Origin of the sequence: Hoeflea sp. AS60 (genome assembly GCF_038900115.1) — a bacterium.
Lineage (GTDB): Bacteria > Pseudomonadota > Alphaproteobacteria > Rhizobiales > Rhizobiaceae > Hoeflea.
On sequence record NZ_JBBMQP010000005.1, the window covers coordinates 16,572 to 32,944 of the forward strand.

15 protein-coding genes and 1 pseudogene are annotated in these 16,373 nt (G+C 60.9%); 9 read left to right on the forward strand and 7 right to left on the reverse strand.

What is annotated here, in order from left to right:
• Positions 1–19 precede the first annotated feature (19 nt).
• Positions 20–607 (reverse strand): TetR family transcriptional regulator C-terminal domain-containing protein, encoded by a 588-nt coding sequence (locus WNZ14_RS21380; RefSeq protein ID WP_342870720.1) that lies wholly within the window; start codon positions 605–607, stop codon positions 20–22.
• Between the two features lie 349 nt (positions 608–956).
• Here WNZ14_RS21380 and WNZ14_RS21385 point away from each other — a divergent pair, with 349 nt between their 5' ends.
• A complete protein-coding gene (locus WNZ14_RS21385; RefSeq protein ID WP_342870721.1) occupies positions 957–1,988 on the forward strand; it encodes a Fe(3+) ABC transporter substrate-binding protein in 1,032 nt (343 codons plus the stop codon).
• Between the two features lie 202 nt (positions 1,989–2,190).
• On the opposite strand, the gene WNZ14_RS21390 is transcribed toward WNZ14_RS21385, so the two are convergent.
• Both WNZ14_RS21390 and WNZ14_RS21395 read right to left on the reverse strand, forming a co-directional pair.
• Positions 2,191–2,709: a hypothetical protein gene (locus WNZ14_RS21390; RefSeq protein ID WP_342870722.1), complete on the reverse strand. Its 519-nt coding sequence runs from the start codon at positions 2,707–2,709 to the stop codon at positions 2,191–2,193.
• 418 nt (positions 2,710–3,127) lie between these two features.
• Positions 3,128–3,607, reverse strand: coding sequence for an Lrp/AsnC family transcriptional regulator (locus WNZ14_RS21395; RefSeq protein WP_342870723.1), 480 nt, complete (start codon positions 3,605–3,607; stop codon positions 3,128–3,130).
• A gap of 172 nt (positions 3,608–3,779) precedes the next feature.
• Here WNZ14_RS21395 and WNZ14_RS21400 point away from each other — a divergent pair, with 172 nt between their 5' ends.
• The 5 genes from WNZ14_RS21400 (at position 3,780) to WNZ14_RS21420 (ending at position 9,450) form a co-directional block, all read left to right on the forward strand.
• Entirely contained in the window at positions 3,780–4,835 is a 1,056-nt protein-coding gene (locus tag WNZ14_RS21400; RefSeq protein WP_342870724.1) for a pyridoxal-phosphate dependent enzyme, read from the forward strand.
• Positions 4,828–5,994, forward strand: coding sequence for a Xaa-Pro peptidase family protein (locus WNZ14_RS21405; RefSeq protein ID WP_342870725.1), 1,167 nt, complete (start codon positions 4,828–4,830; stop codon positions 5,992–5,994). The genes WNZ14_RS21400 and WNZ14_RS21405 overlap by 8 nt, the downstream gene beginning before the upstream one ends.
• Entirely contained in the window at positions 5,991–6,743 is a 753-nt protein-coding gene (locus WNZ14_RS21410) for an aspartate/glutamate racemase family protein (protein ID WP_342870726.1), read from the forward strand. Before WNZ14_RS21405 ends, WNZ14_RS21410 begins: the two co-directional genes overlap by 4 nt.
• Positions 6,744–7,154: 411 nt before the next feature.
• Positions 7,155–9,107, forward strand: a complete 1,953-nt coding sequence (locus tag WNZ14_RS21415) for a PAS domain-containing sensor histidine kinase (protein WP_342870727.1) — start codon at positions 7,155–7,157, stop codon at positions 9,105–9,107.
• Positions 9,076–9,450: a response regulator gene (locus WNZ14_RS21420; RefSeq protein WP_342870728.1), complete on the forward strand. Its 375-nt coding sequence runs from the start codon at positions 9,076–9,078 to the stop codon at positions 9,448–9,450. Before WNZ14_RS21415 ends, WNZ14_RS21420 begins: the two co-directional genes overlap by 32 nt.
• Before the next feature lie 67 nt (positions 9,451–9,517).
• Here WNZ14_RS21420 and WNZ14_RS21425 read toward each other — a convergent pair whose 3' ends face one another.
• Entirely contained in the window at positions 9,518–11,188 is a 1,671-nt protein-coding gene (locus WNZ14_RS21425; RefSeq protein WP_342870729.1) for an iron ABC transporter permease, read from the reverse strand.
• Between the two features lie 187 nt (positions 11,189–11,375).
• Here WNZ14_RS21425 and WNZ14_RS21430 point away from each other — a divergent pair.
• The 3 genes and pseudogenes from WNZ14_RS21430 to WNZ14_RS21440 form a co-directional block, all read left to right on the forward strand.
• Positions 11,376–11,543, forward strand: a pseudogene (locus WNZ14_RS21430) ((2Fe-2S)-binding protein); the annotation flags it as partial.
• Between the two features lie 188 nt (positions 11,544–11,731).
• Positions 11,732–12,070, forward strand: coding sequence for a TIGR01244 family sulfur transferase (locus WNZ14_RS21435; RefSeq protein WP_342870730.1), 339 nt, complete (start codon positions 11,732–11,734; stop codon positions 12,068–12,070).
• Between the two features lie 99 nt (positions 12,071–12,169).
• Entirely contained in the window at positions 12,170–12,886 is a 717-nt protein-coding gene (locus WNZ14_RS21440; RefSeq protein WP_342870731.1) for an LssY C-terminal domain-containing protein, read from the forward strand.
• Between the two features lie 5 nt (positions 12,887–12,891).
• Here WNZ14_RS21440 and WNZ14_RS21445 read toward each other — a convergent pair whose 3' ends face one another.
• The 3 genes from WNZ14_RS21445 to WNZ14_RS21455 are packed head-to-tail and all read right to left on the reverse strand — an operon-like array spanning position 12,892 to position 16,243.
• The gene (locus WNZ14_RS21445; protein WP_342870732.1) at positions 12,892–13,308 is read right to left on the reverse strand and encodes a DUF393 domain-containing protein; all 417 of its coding nucleotides are present in this window, start codon (positions 13,306–13,308) and stop codon (positions 12,892–12,894) included.
• A 56-nt stretch (positions 13,309–13,364) separates the two neighbouring features.
• A complete protein-coding gene (locus WNZ14_RS21450) occupies positions 13,365–15,029 on the reverse strand; it encodes a thiamine pyrophosphate-binding protein (protein WP_342870733.1) in 1,665 nt (554 codons plus the stop codon).
• Positions 15,026–16,243 carry a CaiB/BaiF CoA-transferase family protein gene (locus WNZ14_RS21455; RefSeq protein WP_342870734.1) on the reverse strand — a complete coding sequence of 406 codons (1,218 nt, stop codon included), beginning with the start codon at positions 16,241–16,243 and terminating at the stop codon, positions 15,026–15,028. Before WNZ14_RS21455 ends, WNZ14_RS21450 begins: the two co-directional genes overlap by 4 nt.
• Positions 16,244–16,373: the final 130 nt, after the last annotated feature.

The window sequence follows — 16,373 nt, forward strand, 5'->3', positions numbered from 1 at the left end:
ATGGAAAAATGGTGGGGCGTCAGATGAAGAAACGGCGCCGCGTATCGGCGAGCGCCTGTTCGAGGGGTTCAGGACGCCTTGACAGTTTGGCTATGATCGCCGCTCCCAGCCATTGGCTGTAGAGCAGGGCGGCAGCGGTATCGGGGTCGTTCTGGGCAATGACCGATCCGTCTTCGACGCCTTCACGCAACAGTTGGGCAAGTCGCTCACAAACGGCGGTGACGCCCTGATCTAGAATCTGCCGCATGTCTTCTGACAGGTCGGCGATTTCGGCTGCCAGCTTGACCACCAGACAGCGGTCGGCCATCGAACCGGCATCGCTTTTCAGCGCTGCGTTGAAGAATGTGTTCATCCGTTCGGCTGCCGGCTGGGGGCGGGCGATGATGGCGTCGAGCGCTGCCAGATAGTCCTCGACATAGTCGGTCAGCATGGCACTGCCGAAGGCCTCCTTGGAGGCGAAATAGTAATAGAACGAGCCTTTCGGCACGCCGGAAGCAGCGAGCAACTCGGTGAGGCCCACACCGCCAAAGCCGTTGGCAAGCACCAGGGCGCGGCCTTCGGTGAGGATGCGGGAGCGGGTCAGTTCTGATTTCTTCGGTGCGGTCATGAGGGCGATGTAGTATATAATAGACCAGTCGTCTAGTCACGTAATCGTGAGCGCCAACGTGGTTGGATCAGCCAAAGGGGGCGGCGGCTGGCCGGTTTCGGTGAAGGGTGAAACTTCAGGCGGCACAGGTTCGCGCCACAGGGTCAGGCTTGTGAACCAAGGCGCAAGAATTCAGGCTGGCGCCGAATTGCAGCCGGTTTCTCATGACCGTCCGATTTATAGGGGCGTGTTTGGCAACCTTTCGCCAAAAACTCAGCCTATTTCTTCTGTTTCGGTTGACAGGATATGGGCCGATTAATAAACATGATTGTCATAGTCAGGTTTTTATCCGGACCAAATGGAGTTTCCAATGGCCAATCTTCCCGTCCGCGTGTTCGCGCTTCTTGCATCAGTGTCAGCCTTTGCTGCGGTGGCACAGCCGGCTTATGCCGATGGCGAGGTGAACATCTATTCGTCGCGCCATTACGATACCGACGAGCGGCTTTACAGCGATTTCACCGAGGCTACCGGCATTGAGATCAACCTGATTGAAGGCAAGGAAGACGAGCTGATCGAGCGCATGAAGGCCGAGGGCGCCAACAGCCCTGCCGACGTGTTCATCACCGCCGATGCAGGCCGGTTGTGGCGCGCTGATCAGGCAGGTCTGTTGTCAGCAGTGGATTCTGAGGTTCTCAACACCCGCGTTCCCGAAAGCCTGCGTCACCCCGAGGGGCACTGGTTCGGCATTTCCAAGCGTGCCCGGGTGATCTTCTATGACAAGGACAAGGTGAGCGAGCCGCCGCAGACCTACGCGGCGCTGGCCGATCCGAAGTACAAGGGTCTCCTCTGCGCCCGTTCGGGTTCCAACATCTACATGCTGTCGCTGCTTGGCGCCTATATCGCGCACAATGGCGATGAGGCCGCAAAGGCATGGGCGCAGGGCCTGAAGGACAATCTCGCGCGTGACCCGCAGGGCGGCGATACCGACCAGCTCAAAGGCCTGGTGTCGGGCGAATGCGGCATTGCGCTCGCCAATACCTATTACTTCGCACGCGGTGTTGCAGGCCAGGTCGACGGTCTGAGCGAAGGCATCGACAAGATCGGCATCGTCTTCCCTGACCAGGATGGCAATGGCGCTCATGTCAACATTTCCGGCGCGGGCGTGACGGCCTATGCGCCGCACCGTGAAAACGCCATCAAGCTGCTGGAGTATTTCACTTCGGATTCGGCGCAGTCCTATTTCGCCAATGGCAACAATGAGTATCCGGTGGTGCCGTCTGTCGCAGCATCCTCGGTTGTCGAGGGGCTTGGCAGCTTCAAGGCCGACACGCTCAACCTCAATGAGCTTGGCAAGAACCAGGCCCGCGCCCAGGAAATCTACAACGAGGTCGGCTACAAGTAAGCTGAAATCGTTTGATCCATACTGCCGGAGATTGACCTCCTGACCCGGCAAACAGAAAGGCCCGGACATTTGGCGTCCGGGCCTTTTTCGTCGGGGAAGCATGACGAAACAAGCGTGTCGCGTTCAAGGACCAGATTGAACGCGACACGCTTGCAAACCATCCTTGTCAGGATGGGTCAGGACGCAGCAGTTGCGTCCCGGATCAGCCGGCGCGGCGCCACATGGTCACCGGTGTTCCATCTGCCAGAGTGCCGGAGAAGTAGTTGATTCCGTCCCGCTTCATCTGGGCAACGGGCTGGCCACTGCCGCTTTCGATGGCCAGTGTGGCATCGTAGCCGGTGAAACTGTATCCGAGCGCAAACCGTGCGACATTGGCGAGGTGCGGGTTGGAGCAGGAAATGTTCTTCATGTTTCCGCCCTTCGCGTCCTTCAGCTTGTAGCCGCTGGTGCGTCCGAATCCCTGGGCGATGACGCCGGCGCCGGTTCTGATCTGGACCTCGCAACCGCAATTTGCGGATCCATCCGTCACCATCCATTTGCCGCCAAGGTCCTGCTCGGTGCGGACAACCTGACTTGCCACGGTGGCGCCGATCACGCCGCCGCCGATCATGTTGCCGAGCACATTGCGGCCGACGTTTCGCACCAGGTTCTTGCCAACAGCATTCTTGGCAAAATCTGAACCTTTCTCAGGCTTGGGCGGCGGCCCCCCGGCGAGAGCCATGGAACACATGGCCGGACTTGCCGTGCTTGCGGCAAAAGCCGTAACTGTTGAAGATGATGCAGCGGAAGCCGCGGATGTGCCTGGCGCTTCAGTCTTCGCCGTCTCGGTGGGCGTTTGACAGGCTGCAAGAAGGGTTAGGAGGCTGATCATCCCAGTGGTTCGCAGTTTCATGTGTTTCCCCGTTGTCGTTTGTCGCCTGGGCCAGCGCACAGGTTTGCGATGCGTTTTCCAGTCGGAAAATCACGCGCCAAGGCTCAGATATTTTTCTATCGATTGGTATTTGTCCCAGACGTAGTAAGCCGCCAGGGGCAGGCATTGGCAATCACCCGATCGGGTGATTGCTAATGAAAAATTGCCCTTTTTGCCGCCCGATTGGGACGTCCGGTTTCAATCAAGGCAAGGGTGAGGGGGGAGATTTCTAACCCTGCGGATCAGCATCGCCAAAAGGCAGGGGAATTGAAAAGCCGGTCTTGACCCGGTCCATCACGACGCTGGTGCGGAACTTGGTGATGTTCTCTTCCGCATAGAAATGGCGCCGGGTGAAGGCTTCGTAGTCGGCCATGTCGCTTGCCGACAGGATCATGAGGAAATCGCTGTTGCCGGTGATATAGTAGCACTGCATCACCTCGGGCGCCGCCTTCATCCTGTCGCGGAACCGGTCGAGATCGGCGGGGCGTTCCGACGTCAGCGAGACCTCGACAATCAGCATCAACCCGCGGCCAAGCTTTGCCGGGTTGAGCACCGCGATGTCAGCATCGATATAGCCTTCAGCCCTGAGCCGTGCGAGGCGCTTGCGGCAGCTGTCAGGCGAAAGATGCACCAGCTTCGACAGCGCTTCGGCCGTGAGGCGGTTGTTGCTTTGAATGGCGTCGAGAATGGCTGCGTCGAATTTGTCCATGCGTGATACTCGCCTGAAATCAGATGCCGGGCCAGACTATTTCGGGCTCTGGTCCGGAATTCGGAGAATAATTGGCATATTGGTCTGAAAACCGGACGGTGGAACGCCAAAATATCCGGGAAGCCAAAGGCGCTTGGCGCTATCCTGCCCTTGTGATCAAATGGAGGAGCGCATGACAAAGGCACTGGACAACCGATTTCGTGGCAAGGGCCTGCCCGAACTTCAGCCGATGCCGGGAGCGGATGCGGGCGCGGTTGCTGCCCTGCTCGCACAATGCCCAAAGCACATGCAGATGCCGCTGGTCGATTGCCCCGAACTTGCCGCCAAGGCTGGTGTTGCGAGGCTGACAATCAAGGACGAACGCGGCCGGATGGGACTTGGCAGTTTCAAGGCGCTTGGCGCTGCCTACGTGATTGCGCGGCAGGCTGCGGCAGCGGGCGGCGATCTGCAAAAGGCCTTGAATGGACGTACATACGTGACCGCCAGTGCGGGCAATCACGGCATGTCGGTGGCGGCCGGGGCGCGGGTTTTTGGCGCACTGGCTGTGGTGTATCTGTCCGGGGCGGTGCCAGAGGACTTTGCCAGACGTCTTCAAGCCATGGGCGCGCAGGTGGTGCGGGCGGGCGCCGACTACGAGGCCAGCATGCAGGCTGCGGTTGAAGCGGCTGAAGTCAATGACTGGACGCTGTTGTCGGACGGCTCCTGGCCCGGATATGTCGAACTGCCGTTCCGGGTGATGGAAGGCTATCGCCAGATCGCAACCGAGATTGTTGACCAGATGTCCGGACAGCCAGGTGACGTGCCTAGCCATGTGCTTTTGCAGGCGGGCGTGGGCGGGCTTGCGGCTGCGGTTGCTGCGGAACTGCGCCTTGCCTGGGGCGACACGCCTGAGATGATTGTGGTGGAACCCGAGGCGGCGCCGGCGCTGATCGAAAGCATACGCGCGGGCCGGGTGGTTGTGACCGACGGGCCGGCCTCCTCCATGGGGCGGCTTGATTGCAAGACGCCGTCGATGCTGGCGCTGGCTGATCTGGCGCGTGACGCCGACCGCTTCATCACGGTGAGCGAAGCCGAGGCGGCAGCGGGTACGGCGGCGGTGGCGGCCCACGGCTTGGCCTCGACGCCTTCGGGTGCAGCGGGCATTGCGGCGCTTCTGGCCGGTATCGAGGGGATCGGGGCAGATGCCCATGTGCTGTGCATCCTGAGCGAGGGGCCGGAGGATGCCTGAAAATTCACTGATCTTTCCTGCTGACGAATACCGCCGCCGGATCAGAGCGCTGCAAGGGGAGATGGCGCGTGCGGGCCTCAATGCTTTGCTTCTGACCGCGCCTGCAGACGTGTTTTACACCACGGGGTTTCTGACCAGGTTCTGGGAAAGCCCGGCGCGTCCCTGGTTTGTCGTCGTGCCTGCAGCGGGGGATCCGGTTGCAGTCATTCCGGCGATCGGGGCAGAGCTGATGGGCCGTTGCTGGATCAAGGACATCCGCACCTGGAACGCGCCGGACCCGGTGGATGACGGTGTGAGCCTGCTGGCCGATACGCTTATGGAACTGGTGCCGGCCTCTGGCCGTATCGGCATTCCGATGGGGCTTGAAAGCCATTTGCGGATGCCGGTTGCCGATTTTCTGCGCCTGCAGGATATGATTGCGCCGCGTCAGATTGCCGATGGCACAGCGGCCGTCTACCGTGTGCGCGAAATCAAATCCGAGGCCGAAATTGCCAAGATCCGCGCCACCTGCACGATTGCAGATGCTGCCTTTGACCGTGTGCCGGGGTTTGTGCGTCAGGGCATGCCGCTGTCTCAGGTGTTTCGCGAGTTTCAGGTGGCGCTGCTCAAGGAGGGGGCTGACTGGGTCAGCTATGTTGCCGGTGCGGCCGGGCAGGGCGGCTATGGCGATGTCATCTCGCCCGCAGATGAGCGCCCGCTGCAGGCGGGGGATGTGCTGATGCTTGATACGGGCGCCGTGCGCGAGGGGTATTTCTGCGATTTCGACCGCAATTTTGCCATCGGGCGCGCCACTGATGATGTCCGCCGGGCGCATGCAAGCCTCTATGCTGCGACTGAAACGGCGCTTGCCAGCTTGCGCCCGGGCATGCTGGCGCGCGATCTGCACCGCATTCTGAGCGAGGCGCTGGAGCGCGAAGGCGCGGTTGTTGGCGGTGGCAGGCTGGGCCATGGATTGGGGCTGACACTGACCGAATGGCCTTCGGTGACCCCGCTTGATACGACCGAGCTGCGCGAGGGCATGGTGCTAACGTTCGAACCCGGCGTCGAGATCGCAACTGGACGGATTCTGGTGCACGAGGAAAACGTGGTCTTGCGCGCGAAAGGCCCTGAACTGCTGTCTCGCCGCGCCCCCGCGGACATGCCGGAGATCATGGGATGAAACAGACAGGCTTTGATCTCACGCATCCGATCGGCTCGAAAGCGACGCTGGGGCTGGTGGTGCTGCAGGCGGATGAAACGCTGGAGCAGGATTTTCGTCGGCTGTTTCCTGATCGCGACATCGCGATCTACGTGAGCCGCATTCCATCCGGCGAAGAGCTGTCGGCCGACTCAATAGCCGCGATGGAAGCAGAACTGCCCCGCGCCGCGAAGCTTTTGCCGCGAGCCGCGCGTTTTGATGCGGTAGCCTATGGCTGCACCTCGGGCACCACGCTGATCGGGGCGGAAGCCGTGATCGAGATGCTGCGGCGGGGCGTGGACACGCCCGTTGTCACCGATCCGCTGACTGCTGCGCTGGCGGCGTTGCGGGCTCTTGGCGTGAAACGGCTCGGCCTTGTGACGCCCTATGTCAACAGCATCTCGGCCCCCGTGCGCGATGCGTTTGTGACGGAGGGATTTGCGGTGGGCGAGACCCTGACCTTCGGCGAAGCTGTCGAGGCGCGTGTGGCTCGAATCGCGCCGGGCTCGATCAAGGCTGCGGCGCGCCTTGCGGCCGTAGGCGCTGACGCGGTGTTCCTCTCCTGCACCAATCTGAGAACCCTTGATGTCATCGATGCGCTCGAGGCGGAACTTGGCATTCCGGTGCTCAGCAGCAATCAGGTTCTGGCGTGGCACATGGCTAAGGCTACATCAGCGCCGGTGGCCGAGGATGCGCCCGGATGGTTGTTCAAAACCGCGAAAAGCGCATAGCCGGTATCTTGAGTATCGGGCGCTCGAAACAGCGCGCCGGGTTCAAGGCAGCCGTGCCGGAAATCAAGTGCAAGGCCGACTATAAGTAAGTCATATTACTTAGACTTTTCTGACATGATCGTCGGTTCCATCCTAAAGAAAAGAGCCGACGAGCCGAGCGGGTTCGGCTAGAGGCTGAAAACGGGTTGTCCGGAAAAGCAATTGCTACCGGTTTGACTGGCTGTGCCTCTCCAAAACGGTTGGTCACCACCCAAGCGCGGCGTCTTCCAATTGTTGCTGTCTGACCCAATTTTCCGATGTATTGGCCCCTGCTGGGTACTTGCGTTGCGAGCATTAGAGCGGTCTAATCGTTGGGCGCATTTCTGGGCCTTCAAGTACGGAAAGTCGGTCTGCGCATCACTGGGAGAGCAGGTGAACCGAGAACTCTACAAGGGCCCGGCAGCGCAGGGAATTGGCCTTGTTTGCGTCACGATTGGCATGATCGTCATCGCAATCTGGTTGCTCCGTCTCGAACAGATCGCCGAAAGCTTTCCAATCGTGCTGGCAATGCAGTTCAACACCGCGCTGTGCCTGGTGTTGCTTGGTACGGCCTTCATCGCTGCGGCCTATGGCTATACACGGGTTGTCTACACGCTGACTATAGCCACCGCACTAATGGCCGTTGTTTCGCTGTATCAATATGTAAGCGGAATCAACGTTGGTATCGATACGCTGTTCAATACCCCCTTTGTCACCGTCGGCGCGAGTTCGCCGGGACGTATGGCGCCCAACTCAGCGATCTGTTTTCTACTTGCTGCCATCGGCATCAGCATTCCCCGCATTCATTTTGCCAGCCAAGCCCGTCTTGCACTGGGATTTGTCGTTGCCGGCATCGCCGCCATTGCCCTGCTCGGCTATGGCGTCCGGCTTGATCGCGCCCATGACTGGTTTGGTCCGGCACGGATGTCTCCGCACACAGGTTTCGGTTTCCTGGTAATCGGTTCGGGCCTCATCTATCTGGGTGTTGAGCGAAGCGGAAACCATGTTCGGCTTGTCGCTTCCGCCATAGCGGTGGTGGCCTATCTTGCAGTTCTTCTCCTGACCCATCTGGAGTTTCTGGCCCAGGAATTGCACCACCGCGAGCAGCTTGGTGCCGACCACAGCGTCGAAACGCTTCAGACGCTGTCAACGCTGGTGCTGGTTTCTGGTATCCTCTACCTGGGCCTTACCGGTTATGCCTTCTGGTATTCACAGCGCTACCGCCGCAGCGCCGCGGCTCTGGCGGCCAGCGAGGCGCGACTGGCAGCCGTTATCGACACCGCCGTAGATGGCATTGTCACGATCGACAGAAACGGCACGATCCTGACGGTGAACCGCGCCTGCGAGGACATGTTCGGCTACCGGCGCGAAGAAATGATCGGCGAGAACGTCAAGATGATGATGCCGAAGCGATACAGCGACGAGCATGACGGCTATCTCGACAGCTACCACCGTACCGGTCAGGCAAAGATTATCGGCATTGGCCGCGAACTGGAGGGCAGGCGCAGCGACGGATCCGTGTTTCCAGTCGAGCTGGCGGTAGCCCGCATTTCTCTTGCCGATCGCGTGATCTATAGCGGCATCGTGCGGGACATCACGGTGCGAAAGCGCTTCGAGGCGGAAATTCTTGAAGCCAATGCCGAGCTCGAGGAATTCGCCTATCGCACGTCGCACGACCTGCGCTCGCCGGTCGCCTCGTCGCTGGGGCTCGTGCATATTGCCAAGGACCTGTTGCAGAACGGCGAACACGGTGTGCTCGTCACCACGCTTGATCGCCTGGAGCGAAATTTCAAGCGCCTAGACGGTCTGATCCAGAACATCATCGCCGTCACCCGCACCCGTTTGATGGTGGAGGAGGTTGCTCCGATATCGGTTCGCGCGGTCGTGGATGAGACGCTCGATGAACTCTCCCATCTCGATGGCTTTTCGGACATGGCAATTGATGTCGACATTGATCCGGAGCTTCAAATCATCAGCAAGCCGATCAAATTCCAGATGATCATAGCCAACCTGCTGTCCAATGCGATCAAATACAAAGATGCCGATGAGCCGAAGCCGGTTTTGGTCATTTCGGCGAGCCGCCAAAACCGCCTGGTCCATATCGCCTTTGCCGACAACGGGCTCGGTATCCCGCCGGACGCCCGGCCCATGCTGTTTGAAATGTTCAAGCGGTTTCACCCCGAAAAGGCATTTGGCAGCGGGCTGGGACTCTATATTCTGAGAAAGAGCACCGAGGCTCTCGGCGGAAACGTGACCTTTGAACCACAACAAAAGGGCAGCCGCTTTGTCGTCGAACTGCCTGATGGAGATGCCAATGCCGATGCAGACAGTATTGATCGTCGATGACGATGAGGCCGACCAGTTCATTTGCGAATACACGATCCGCAAATTCGATCCGTCCATCAAAATGATTGCCGCCTTCAATGGGCGGGAAGCGCTCGACATTCTGCACCAGAGCATGCCTGATGCCATCATACTCGACATCAACATGCCGATCATGAACGGCTTCGAGTTCCTGGCACACTACGCAGTGGAGTTTGAGCACCATGTTCCGGTGGTGGCGATGCTGACCAGCTCGCTTCTCGGTGCGGATCGTGAGCGCGCGCTTCAGTATGATTTCGTCAAGACCTACTTCGAAAAACCACTCACAATTGATCAACTCCAGATCATGAGGGACCTGCTTGAGTAGGGGGTAAGGGCATTGCGTCTAGCTGAGCTTTGCTCTGGCATTGGTTCGGGTGCCTGACCTGGTCCGCTCAGGCCGAGGGCACCAGCGCATCGGCCCTGGGCTGGACAACCTTCTGCGGGCGGCCGGATTTGCCGATCGTGTGGCAGAGTAATATCACCGGCAGCAGGCCAAAGGCGACGATCATCAGCGAGGGAAGGGCAGCCTGGTTGAGGCGCTCGTCGGAAGCGAGGCGGTAGGCCTGCACAGCCAGCGTATCGAAATTGAAAGGGCGCATGATCAGCGTTGCCGGCAGTTCCTTCATGACGTCGACAAAGACGATCAGCAGCGCGGTCAGCAGGCTGGGGCGGAGCAGCGGCAGATGGATTTCAAGCAGCATGCGACCTGAAGTGCGGCCAAGGGTGCGCGCCGCGGCGTCGATGTTGGGCTTGATCGCAGAGATGCCGGTGTCAAACGCGCCAAGTGCTGCAGCGATGAAACGCACCATGTAGGCCACCACCAGGAGCCCGATCGAGCCGGTGAAGAACAGGCCGGTGGAGAAGCCCAGGTTGACCCGCGCCCAGGCGTCGACTGCGTTGTCGAGGGCTGCGAAGGGGACCAGCAGCCCGACCGCGATCACACCGCCGGGGACGGCGTAACCGATGCCTGCAGCAGCGGCCGAAAAGCGCGCGGCCAGGCTCGGCGCGATGCGGGCGCAAAAGCCGATGATGATGGCGCAGGTCACGGTGACAAACGCGGTGATGCCGGCAAGCGTCAGAGAGTTCTGCACGTAACCCAGATAGCGCGGCGAAAACGGCGATTTGCCGGCGCCGATCGCCATGTCGGTGAGCACCACAAGAGGAATGGCAAAGCCGATGGCGACCGGAAGAACGCAAGCGGCAAAAGCTGCTGCGGCGCGCCAGCCTCCGAGGTTATGACGCTCCATGGTCTCGATGCGCGAGCCTGCGGGAAAGCGCTTGGCAGCGCCCCGCTGAGCGCGTTCGAGGAGCGCGAAGGTCAGCGCCACCACAAGCAGGCAGAGCGCGAGTTGCGAGGCGGCCATTCGGTCGCCCATGGAAAACCAGGCCGAATAGATGCCCGTGGCGAAGGTCTGGACGCCGAAATGCGCCACCGTGCCAAAATCGGCGATGGTTTCCATCAGCGCCAGGATCACGCCACCGGCAATGGCCGGGCGGGCCATCGGCAGGCTGACGCGCCAGAAGGCCGACCAGGGCGTGTGGCCAAGCGTGCGGGCGGCGAAATAGGCGGTGGGCGACTGCTTGAGGAAGGCTGCGCGAGCGAGCAGGTAGACATAGGGGTAAAGCACGAAGATCAGCATCATGGCTGCGCCGCCAAGAGAGCGGACTTCGGGGAACCAATAATCTTGTGGTCCCCAGCCGGTGATCTTGCGGAGTGCGGTCTGCACAGCGCCCGGATGATCGAGCAAGTCGGTGTAGGCGTAAGCCAGCACATAGGCAGGGAAGGCGAGCGGCAGCGCCAGCACGATCTCGAAGGTGCGGCGGAAGGGGAAGCTGCAGGTGGTGACCAGCCAGGCCGTCGCCGTGCCCACCACGCCGGTGCCGATGCCGACCAGAACCACCAGCTGCACCGTGGTCCAGGCATAGCGCGGCAGCACCGTCGCCATCAGGCTGTTCCAGGTGTCGAGCGTGCCGGAGACGGCCGCAAAGGCAACCGCGACAATCGGCGCGAGACACAGGAGCGAGACGATCCAGGCTGCAGATTTAAGTGCGCGTTCGCCCACTGGCGGGTTCTTCCTTTTGCGTCTTGTCTGTTGCCTCAAAAGGCGGTCCGTGGCGTTTGCTGCGCTCCGACATCCGGTGTTTGACAGCTGCAGACACCTCGGTCAAAGATTGTGGAGTAATTCATACAGGTTTTAGCGTCAACTGGCAGCCCGGGCTGGCTGCAGTGCGTGAGTGTCGAGAACGTCCATGATTGTCTGCCAGTGCAACATCCTGTCGAAAGACGAGATCGAGGCGGCCGTCGAAAAACTTCTGACCGACGACCCCTGGCAATTGATCGTGCCGTCGAAGGTGTACCATTTCATGCGGATCCGCGGCCGCTGTTGCGGTTGTTTTCCGGAAGTTGTGGAGATCATAGGGGCTGTCACCGAACGGGTTAGGGCGGGCACTCATAGATCAATCACTGGCTGATTACAGGCAAGGGCACGGGGCTGCGGCAACTGCGCCGCATTGACGCGCTCACAGCCATTGCTTAAGTCAGTCTGACAGACCGAACTCTGGCGCGCCTGATCAATGTGCGCCTCACTTCAAAGGCAGATGACGTCATGGATCTTCGCCCAGTCACCCCGAATTATTCCGTCGCAGGACAGATTTCCGTCGAGGATCTGGCCGCCATCAAGGCCGCCGGCTTCCAGTCGATCGTCTGCCACCGCCCCGATGGCGAAGCGCCGGACCAACCGAGCTTTGACAGCATCAAGCAGGCGGCCGAAAGCCTCGGCATGGAAGCGCGTCACATTCCTGTGGGCCCCATGGGCGTGACAGCGGACGCTGTGCGGGAAATGGTCGACGCCATCGAGGAATTGCCGCAGCCGATGCTCGGCTATTGCCGCTCGGGCGCCCGCTCGACGGCCATCTTCCAGCATACCGAACATCTCAGGAGCTGAGTGCGCTGCCTGGCAGGGTTTTCCGTGAGTGGACAAGAGCTGGGCCGTAGCGCATGAATTGCGCTGTGGATTTCCCAATCTCGCAAGGATAGCTAAGCTATGCCAGGCAAACGAAAGAGGACCCGGCGCGCCCTTCTTGTCGTGATCGCGGCAACCCTTGCCTATACAGCGCTGGCTTACGGAGTTGTTCCCATGGTCTGGACACTCTTCTCCGGGTCAGTGGTCGATTTTTCGGATGACTTGCCCCGGTTGACCGAGACCGGTGATCACCATGCAGGCGACCCTCTCAATGTGGCGTTGATCGGAACCGAAGCTGCGGTGAAATCGGCCATGGAGGCGGCAGGCTGGTTTGCTGCCGATCCGCTCGGCTTCAGAAGCGATCTGGAGATTGCGGCAGATATCATCCTGGAGCGCGCCTATGTCAGCGCTCCCGTCAGTCGGCTGTTCTTGTTCGGGCGGAGTGAGGATCTTGCATTTGAGAAACCCGCAGGACCGGATCCTGACCAGAGGCATCATGTGCGGTTGTGGCTATTGCCCCCGCATCCGGAGCGGCCGTCGCCAGTCTATATCGGCGCTGCGGCGTTCGATCGGGGTATCGGCCTGAGCCACGCGACCGGGCAACTGACGCACCACATAGCGCCTGATATCGACCAAGAACGCGACACGCTGAAAGCCGACCTGACGCAGGCAGAGGACCTGGAAGACAGTTACATCGTTCCCGGTTTTCACGACGTCCGGTCGGGACGAAACGGCGGCGGCGACCCCTGGTCAACCGATGGTGATTTGTGGGTCGGGGTATTGCGGGCGCGGCCTTGAGCGGCTCAGGACTTGCCTTCCCGGGAGCAAGCAACGAAGCCTTCTTGACGGGTACGACGGGCGCGGTGATGGCGCTGCCACCTGAGAAAGCCGAGATAGGCTATCTGCGCCAGCTGCCGGATGAGAGGCGTGCGGAACAGGAACGCAAACCACTTGAGCACCGGCAGTCTCTGCCAGATCGCGGCGAAGGCATCGACACCGATGTGCCAAGGTGCGTTGGTCTCGCGTGCATGAAAGCGGCCCAGCAGATCCTGACGGGACTTGCCGGCGGGCAACTCGCTGTCGGCGAGCGCGACGATGTCGATCCAGTCGATCTGGCTGTCCCGATCAATTCGGCTATATAGCGCCACTTCCTGGCGGCAGACGGGACAATCGCCGTCATACCAGACGGAAAGCGGGGGTGTTGGCTGTGATCTGTTCATAGCCAACAAAATGGCGCTCGCTGCCGCCGGGACAAGGCCCGAAAACCTGTCTTGCGCTACTTCTTGACCCCGGTGCCCGAAATCTGGGACAGCGTCCGTGTGGGCGTGATCGCCTGCTGGTCGAGCTTGATCTCGATGATCGCCGGGATGCCACTTGCCCGGGCGCGCTCAAACGCTGGAGCGAAGTCGGCGGTTGTTTCCACCGTCTCGCCATGGCCGCCATAGGCGCGGGCCAGAGCTGCGAAATCCGGATTTGTGAGTTCCGTGGCGCTGACGCGGCCGGGGTAATCGCGCTCCTGATGCATGCGGATGGTGCCGTACATCGAATTGTTGACGACGATGACGATGATCGGCAGCTTGTGCTGCACGGCGGTGGCGAATTCCTGGCCGTGCATCATGAAGCAACCGTCGCCGGCGAAGGCCACGACCAGCCGCTCGGGAAACGCCTGCTTGGCGGAGACTGCTGCAGGCACGCCGTAGCCCATCGAGCCCGAGGCGGGAGCTGCCTGTGTCGCGAACTTTCTGAAGCGGATGTAGCGGTGCACCCAGGTGGCGTAGTTGCCTGCGCCATTGGTCAGGATGGCATCCTCGGGAAGTTCATTGCGGAGCCAGTCGATGATCGGGCCCATATGCACGTCGCCGGGTCCGGTTTCAGGTGGGGTCGACCAGTCGAGATAGGACTTGTGCATGTCTGCCGTCCGCGCACCGCGCGCTGGTGTGGTGTCGATATCGAGGCCCGCGAGTGTCTCGGCAAAGGAAGTCGGGTCGGCGTTGATGGCCAACTGCGGGCGATAGACGCGGCCGAGTTCACCGGCGTCGGCGTGGACATGGACCAGCGGCTGCGACGGGAACGGCACGTCGAGCAGGGTGTAGCCGGAAGACGGCATTTCCGAAAAGCGTCCGCCGATCAGCATCACCAGATCGGAGTTCTTGATCTCGCTCGCAAGCGCCGGGTTGATGCCGATGCCGACGTCGCCAGCATAGCAGGGATGGAGATGATCAAACAGCATCTGGCGGCGGAACGAGCAGCCGACGGGCACCTGGGCGCGTTCGGCGAAGCGCTCGACCTGACGCACGGCGTCTTCGGTCCAGCGGGTGCCGCCGAGTATCATCACCGGCCTTTCGGCACGTGAAATGAGCCTCGCAAGTTCCTTCATCTCGGGCGCGCCGGGACGAATGACGGGAACCGGGTTTGGCAGGATCGACGCCGGCGGATTTTCAACCACCTCGCGCAGTACATCTTCGGGCAGCGCCAGTACCACGGGGCCGGGGCGGCCGGACATGGCCACGGAGAAGGCGCGGTTGACGAATTCCGGGATGCGGGCCGGATCGTCGATCTCGCCGACCCATTTGGCGAATTCGGTAAAGGCGCGGCGGTATTCAACTTCCTGGAAGGCCTCGCGTTCGCGGGCGTCACGCTGGACCTGGCCGATGAACAGGATCATCGGGATAGAATCCTGCCGGGCAATGTGCAGACCGGCTGTGGCATTCGTGGCACCGGGGCCGCGGGTGACAAAGCAGATGCCGGGTTTGCCGGTGAGGCGGCCCCAGGCGTCGGCCATCATCGCGGCGCCACCCTCCTGACGGCAGACTGTGACGCCGACGCCGGAATCCACCAGCGCATCGAGCACGGCGAGATAGCTTTCGCCGGGCACGCAGAACAGACGCTCGACGCCATTGGCCTTGAGTGTGTCGACAATCAGCTGGCCGCCGGTTTTCATGTGCGTGTTCCTTTTGATTTGATGTCTGCGAGCTCGGTCAGCACTTCGTCGGTATGCTCGCCCAGACGCGGACTTGGCCTGTCATAGTGAAGTGGCGAGGCGGGCAGAATGATTGGGGCGCGAACCGAGGGGATTTCGGTTCCGGCCTGATCGGTGAGGTCCATCCTGAGCCCGCGTGCAACGATCTGCGGGTCGGCAAACATCTCTTCGATGTTGTTGATCGGCCCGGCCGGCACAGCATTGGCATCGCAGGCCGCGAGAAGATCGAGTTTTTTCCAGCTGGCAAGCGCTGCGATCAATTCTGCGCGCAGTCGTACCCGGTGCTCGACGCGTGACGGGTTGGTCTGGAACTCCGGATCGGCGCCAAGCCCGGTTGCGCCGAGCAGCTTGCAGAAGCGCTGGAACTGGCCGTCATTGCCGACCGCGATGATGACATGGCCGTCTGACACCGGGAATACCTCGTAGGGAGCAATGTTCATGTGGGCATTGCCCATCTGCACCGGCGGTGTGCCCGAAACCAGATAGTTGAGGTTCTGGTTGCCGAGGATTCCGGCCTGGGTGTCAAACAGTGCCATGTCGATCATCTGGCCTTCGCCGGTTTTCTCGGCGTGGCGCAGTGCCGCCTGAATGGCGATGACAGAGTAGAGCCCGGTGAAGACATCGGAAATGGCGACGCCGGCCTTTTGCGGCTCGCGGCCGGGTTCGCCGGTGATCGACATCATGCCGGTCATGGCCTGGATGATGAAATCGTAGCCTGCGCGCGGCGCATAGGGCCCTGTCTGGCCGAAGCCGGTGATCGAGCAATAGACGAGCCTGGGATTGGCTGCTTTCAGGCTGTCATAATCGAGGCCGTATTTCTTCAGGCCACCGACCTTGAAGTTTTCCAGCACCACATCGGCGGTGGCAATCAGATCACGCGCGGTCTGAGCGCCCTCGGGGCTGGCAATGTCGAGCGTGATCGAGCGCTTGCCGCGATTGGTGGAGTGGTAATAGGCCGCCGACAGGTTCTCGCCGTCCGCGCCAGTGACGAAGGGGGGGCCCCAGCGGCGGGTATCATCGCCGCCTTCAGGGTGTTCGATCTTGATCACGTCTGCGCCGAGATCGGCCAGCAACTGTCCGGCCCAGGGTCCGGCAAGAATGCGCGCCAGTTCGATGACACGAACTCCGGCAAGCGGGGCAGCGCCGGATGGGGTTGCGTCCGGGGTTTCAGTCATGGGTTTTGCTCTCGGTTGTCTGCAGGGTCACAGATGCAAACATGGTGATGATATCGCGGGTTAAAAGATCGGGAAAAATGGTCAGCACTCCGGTTCGCGATTGTCTGTTAGCAGGTTTGGGCGGAGCGTG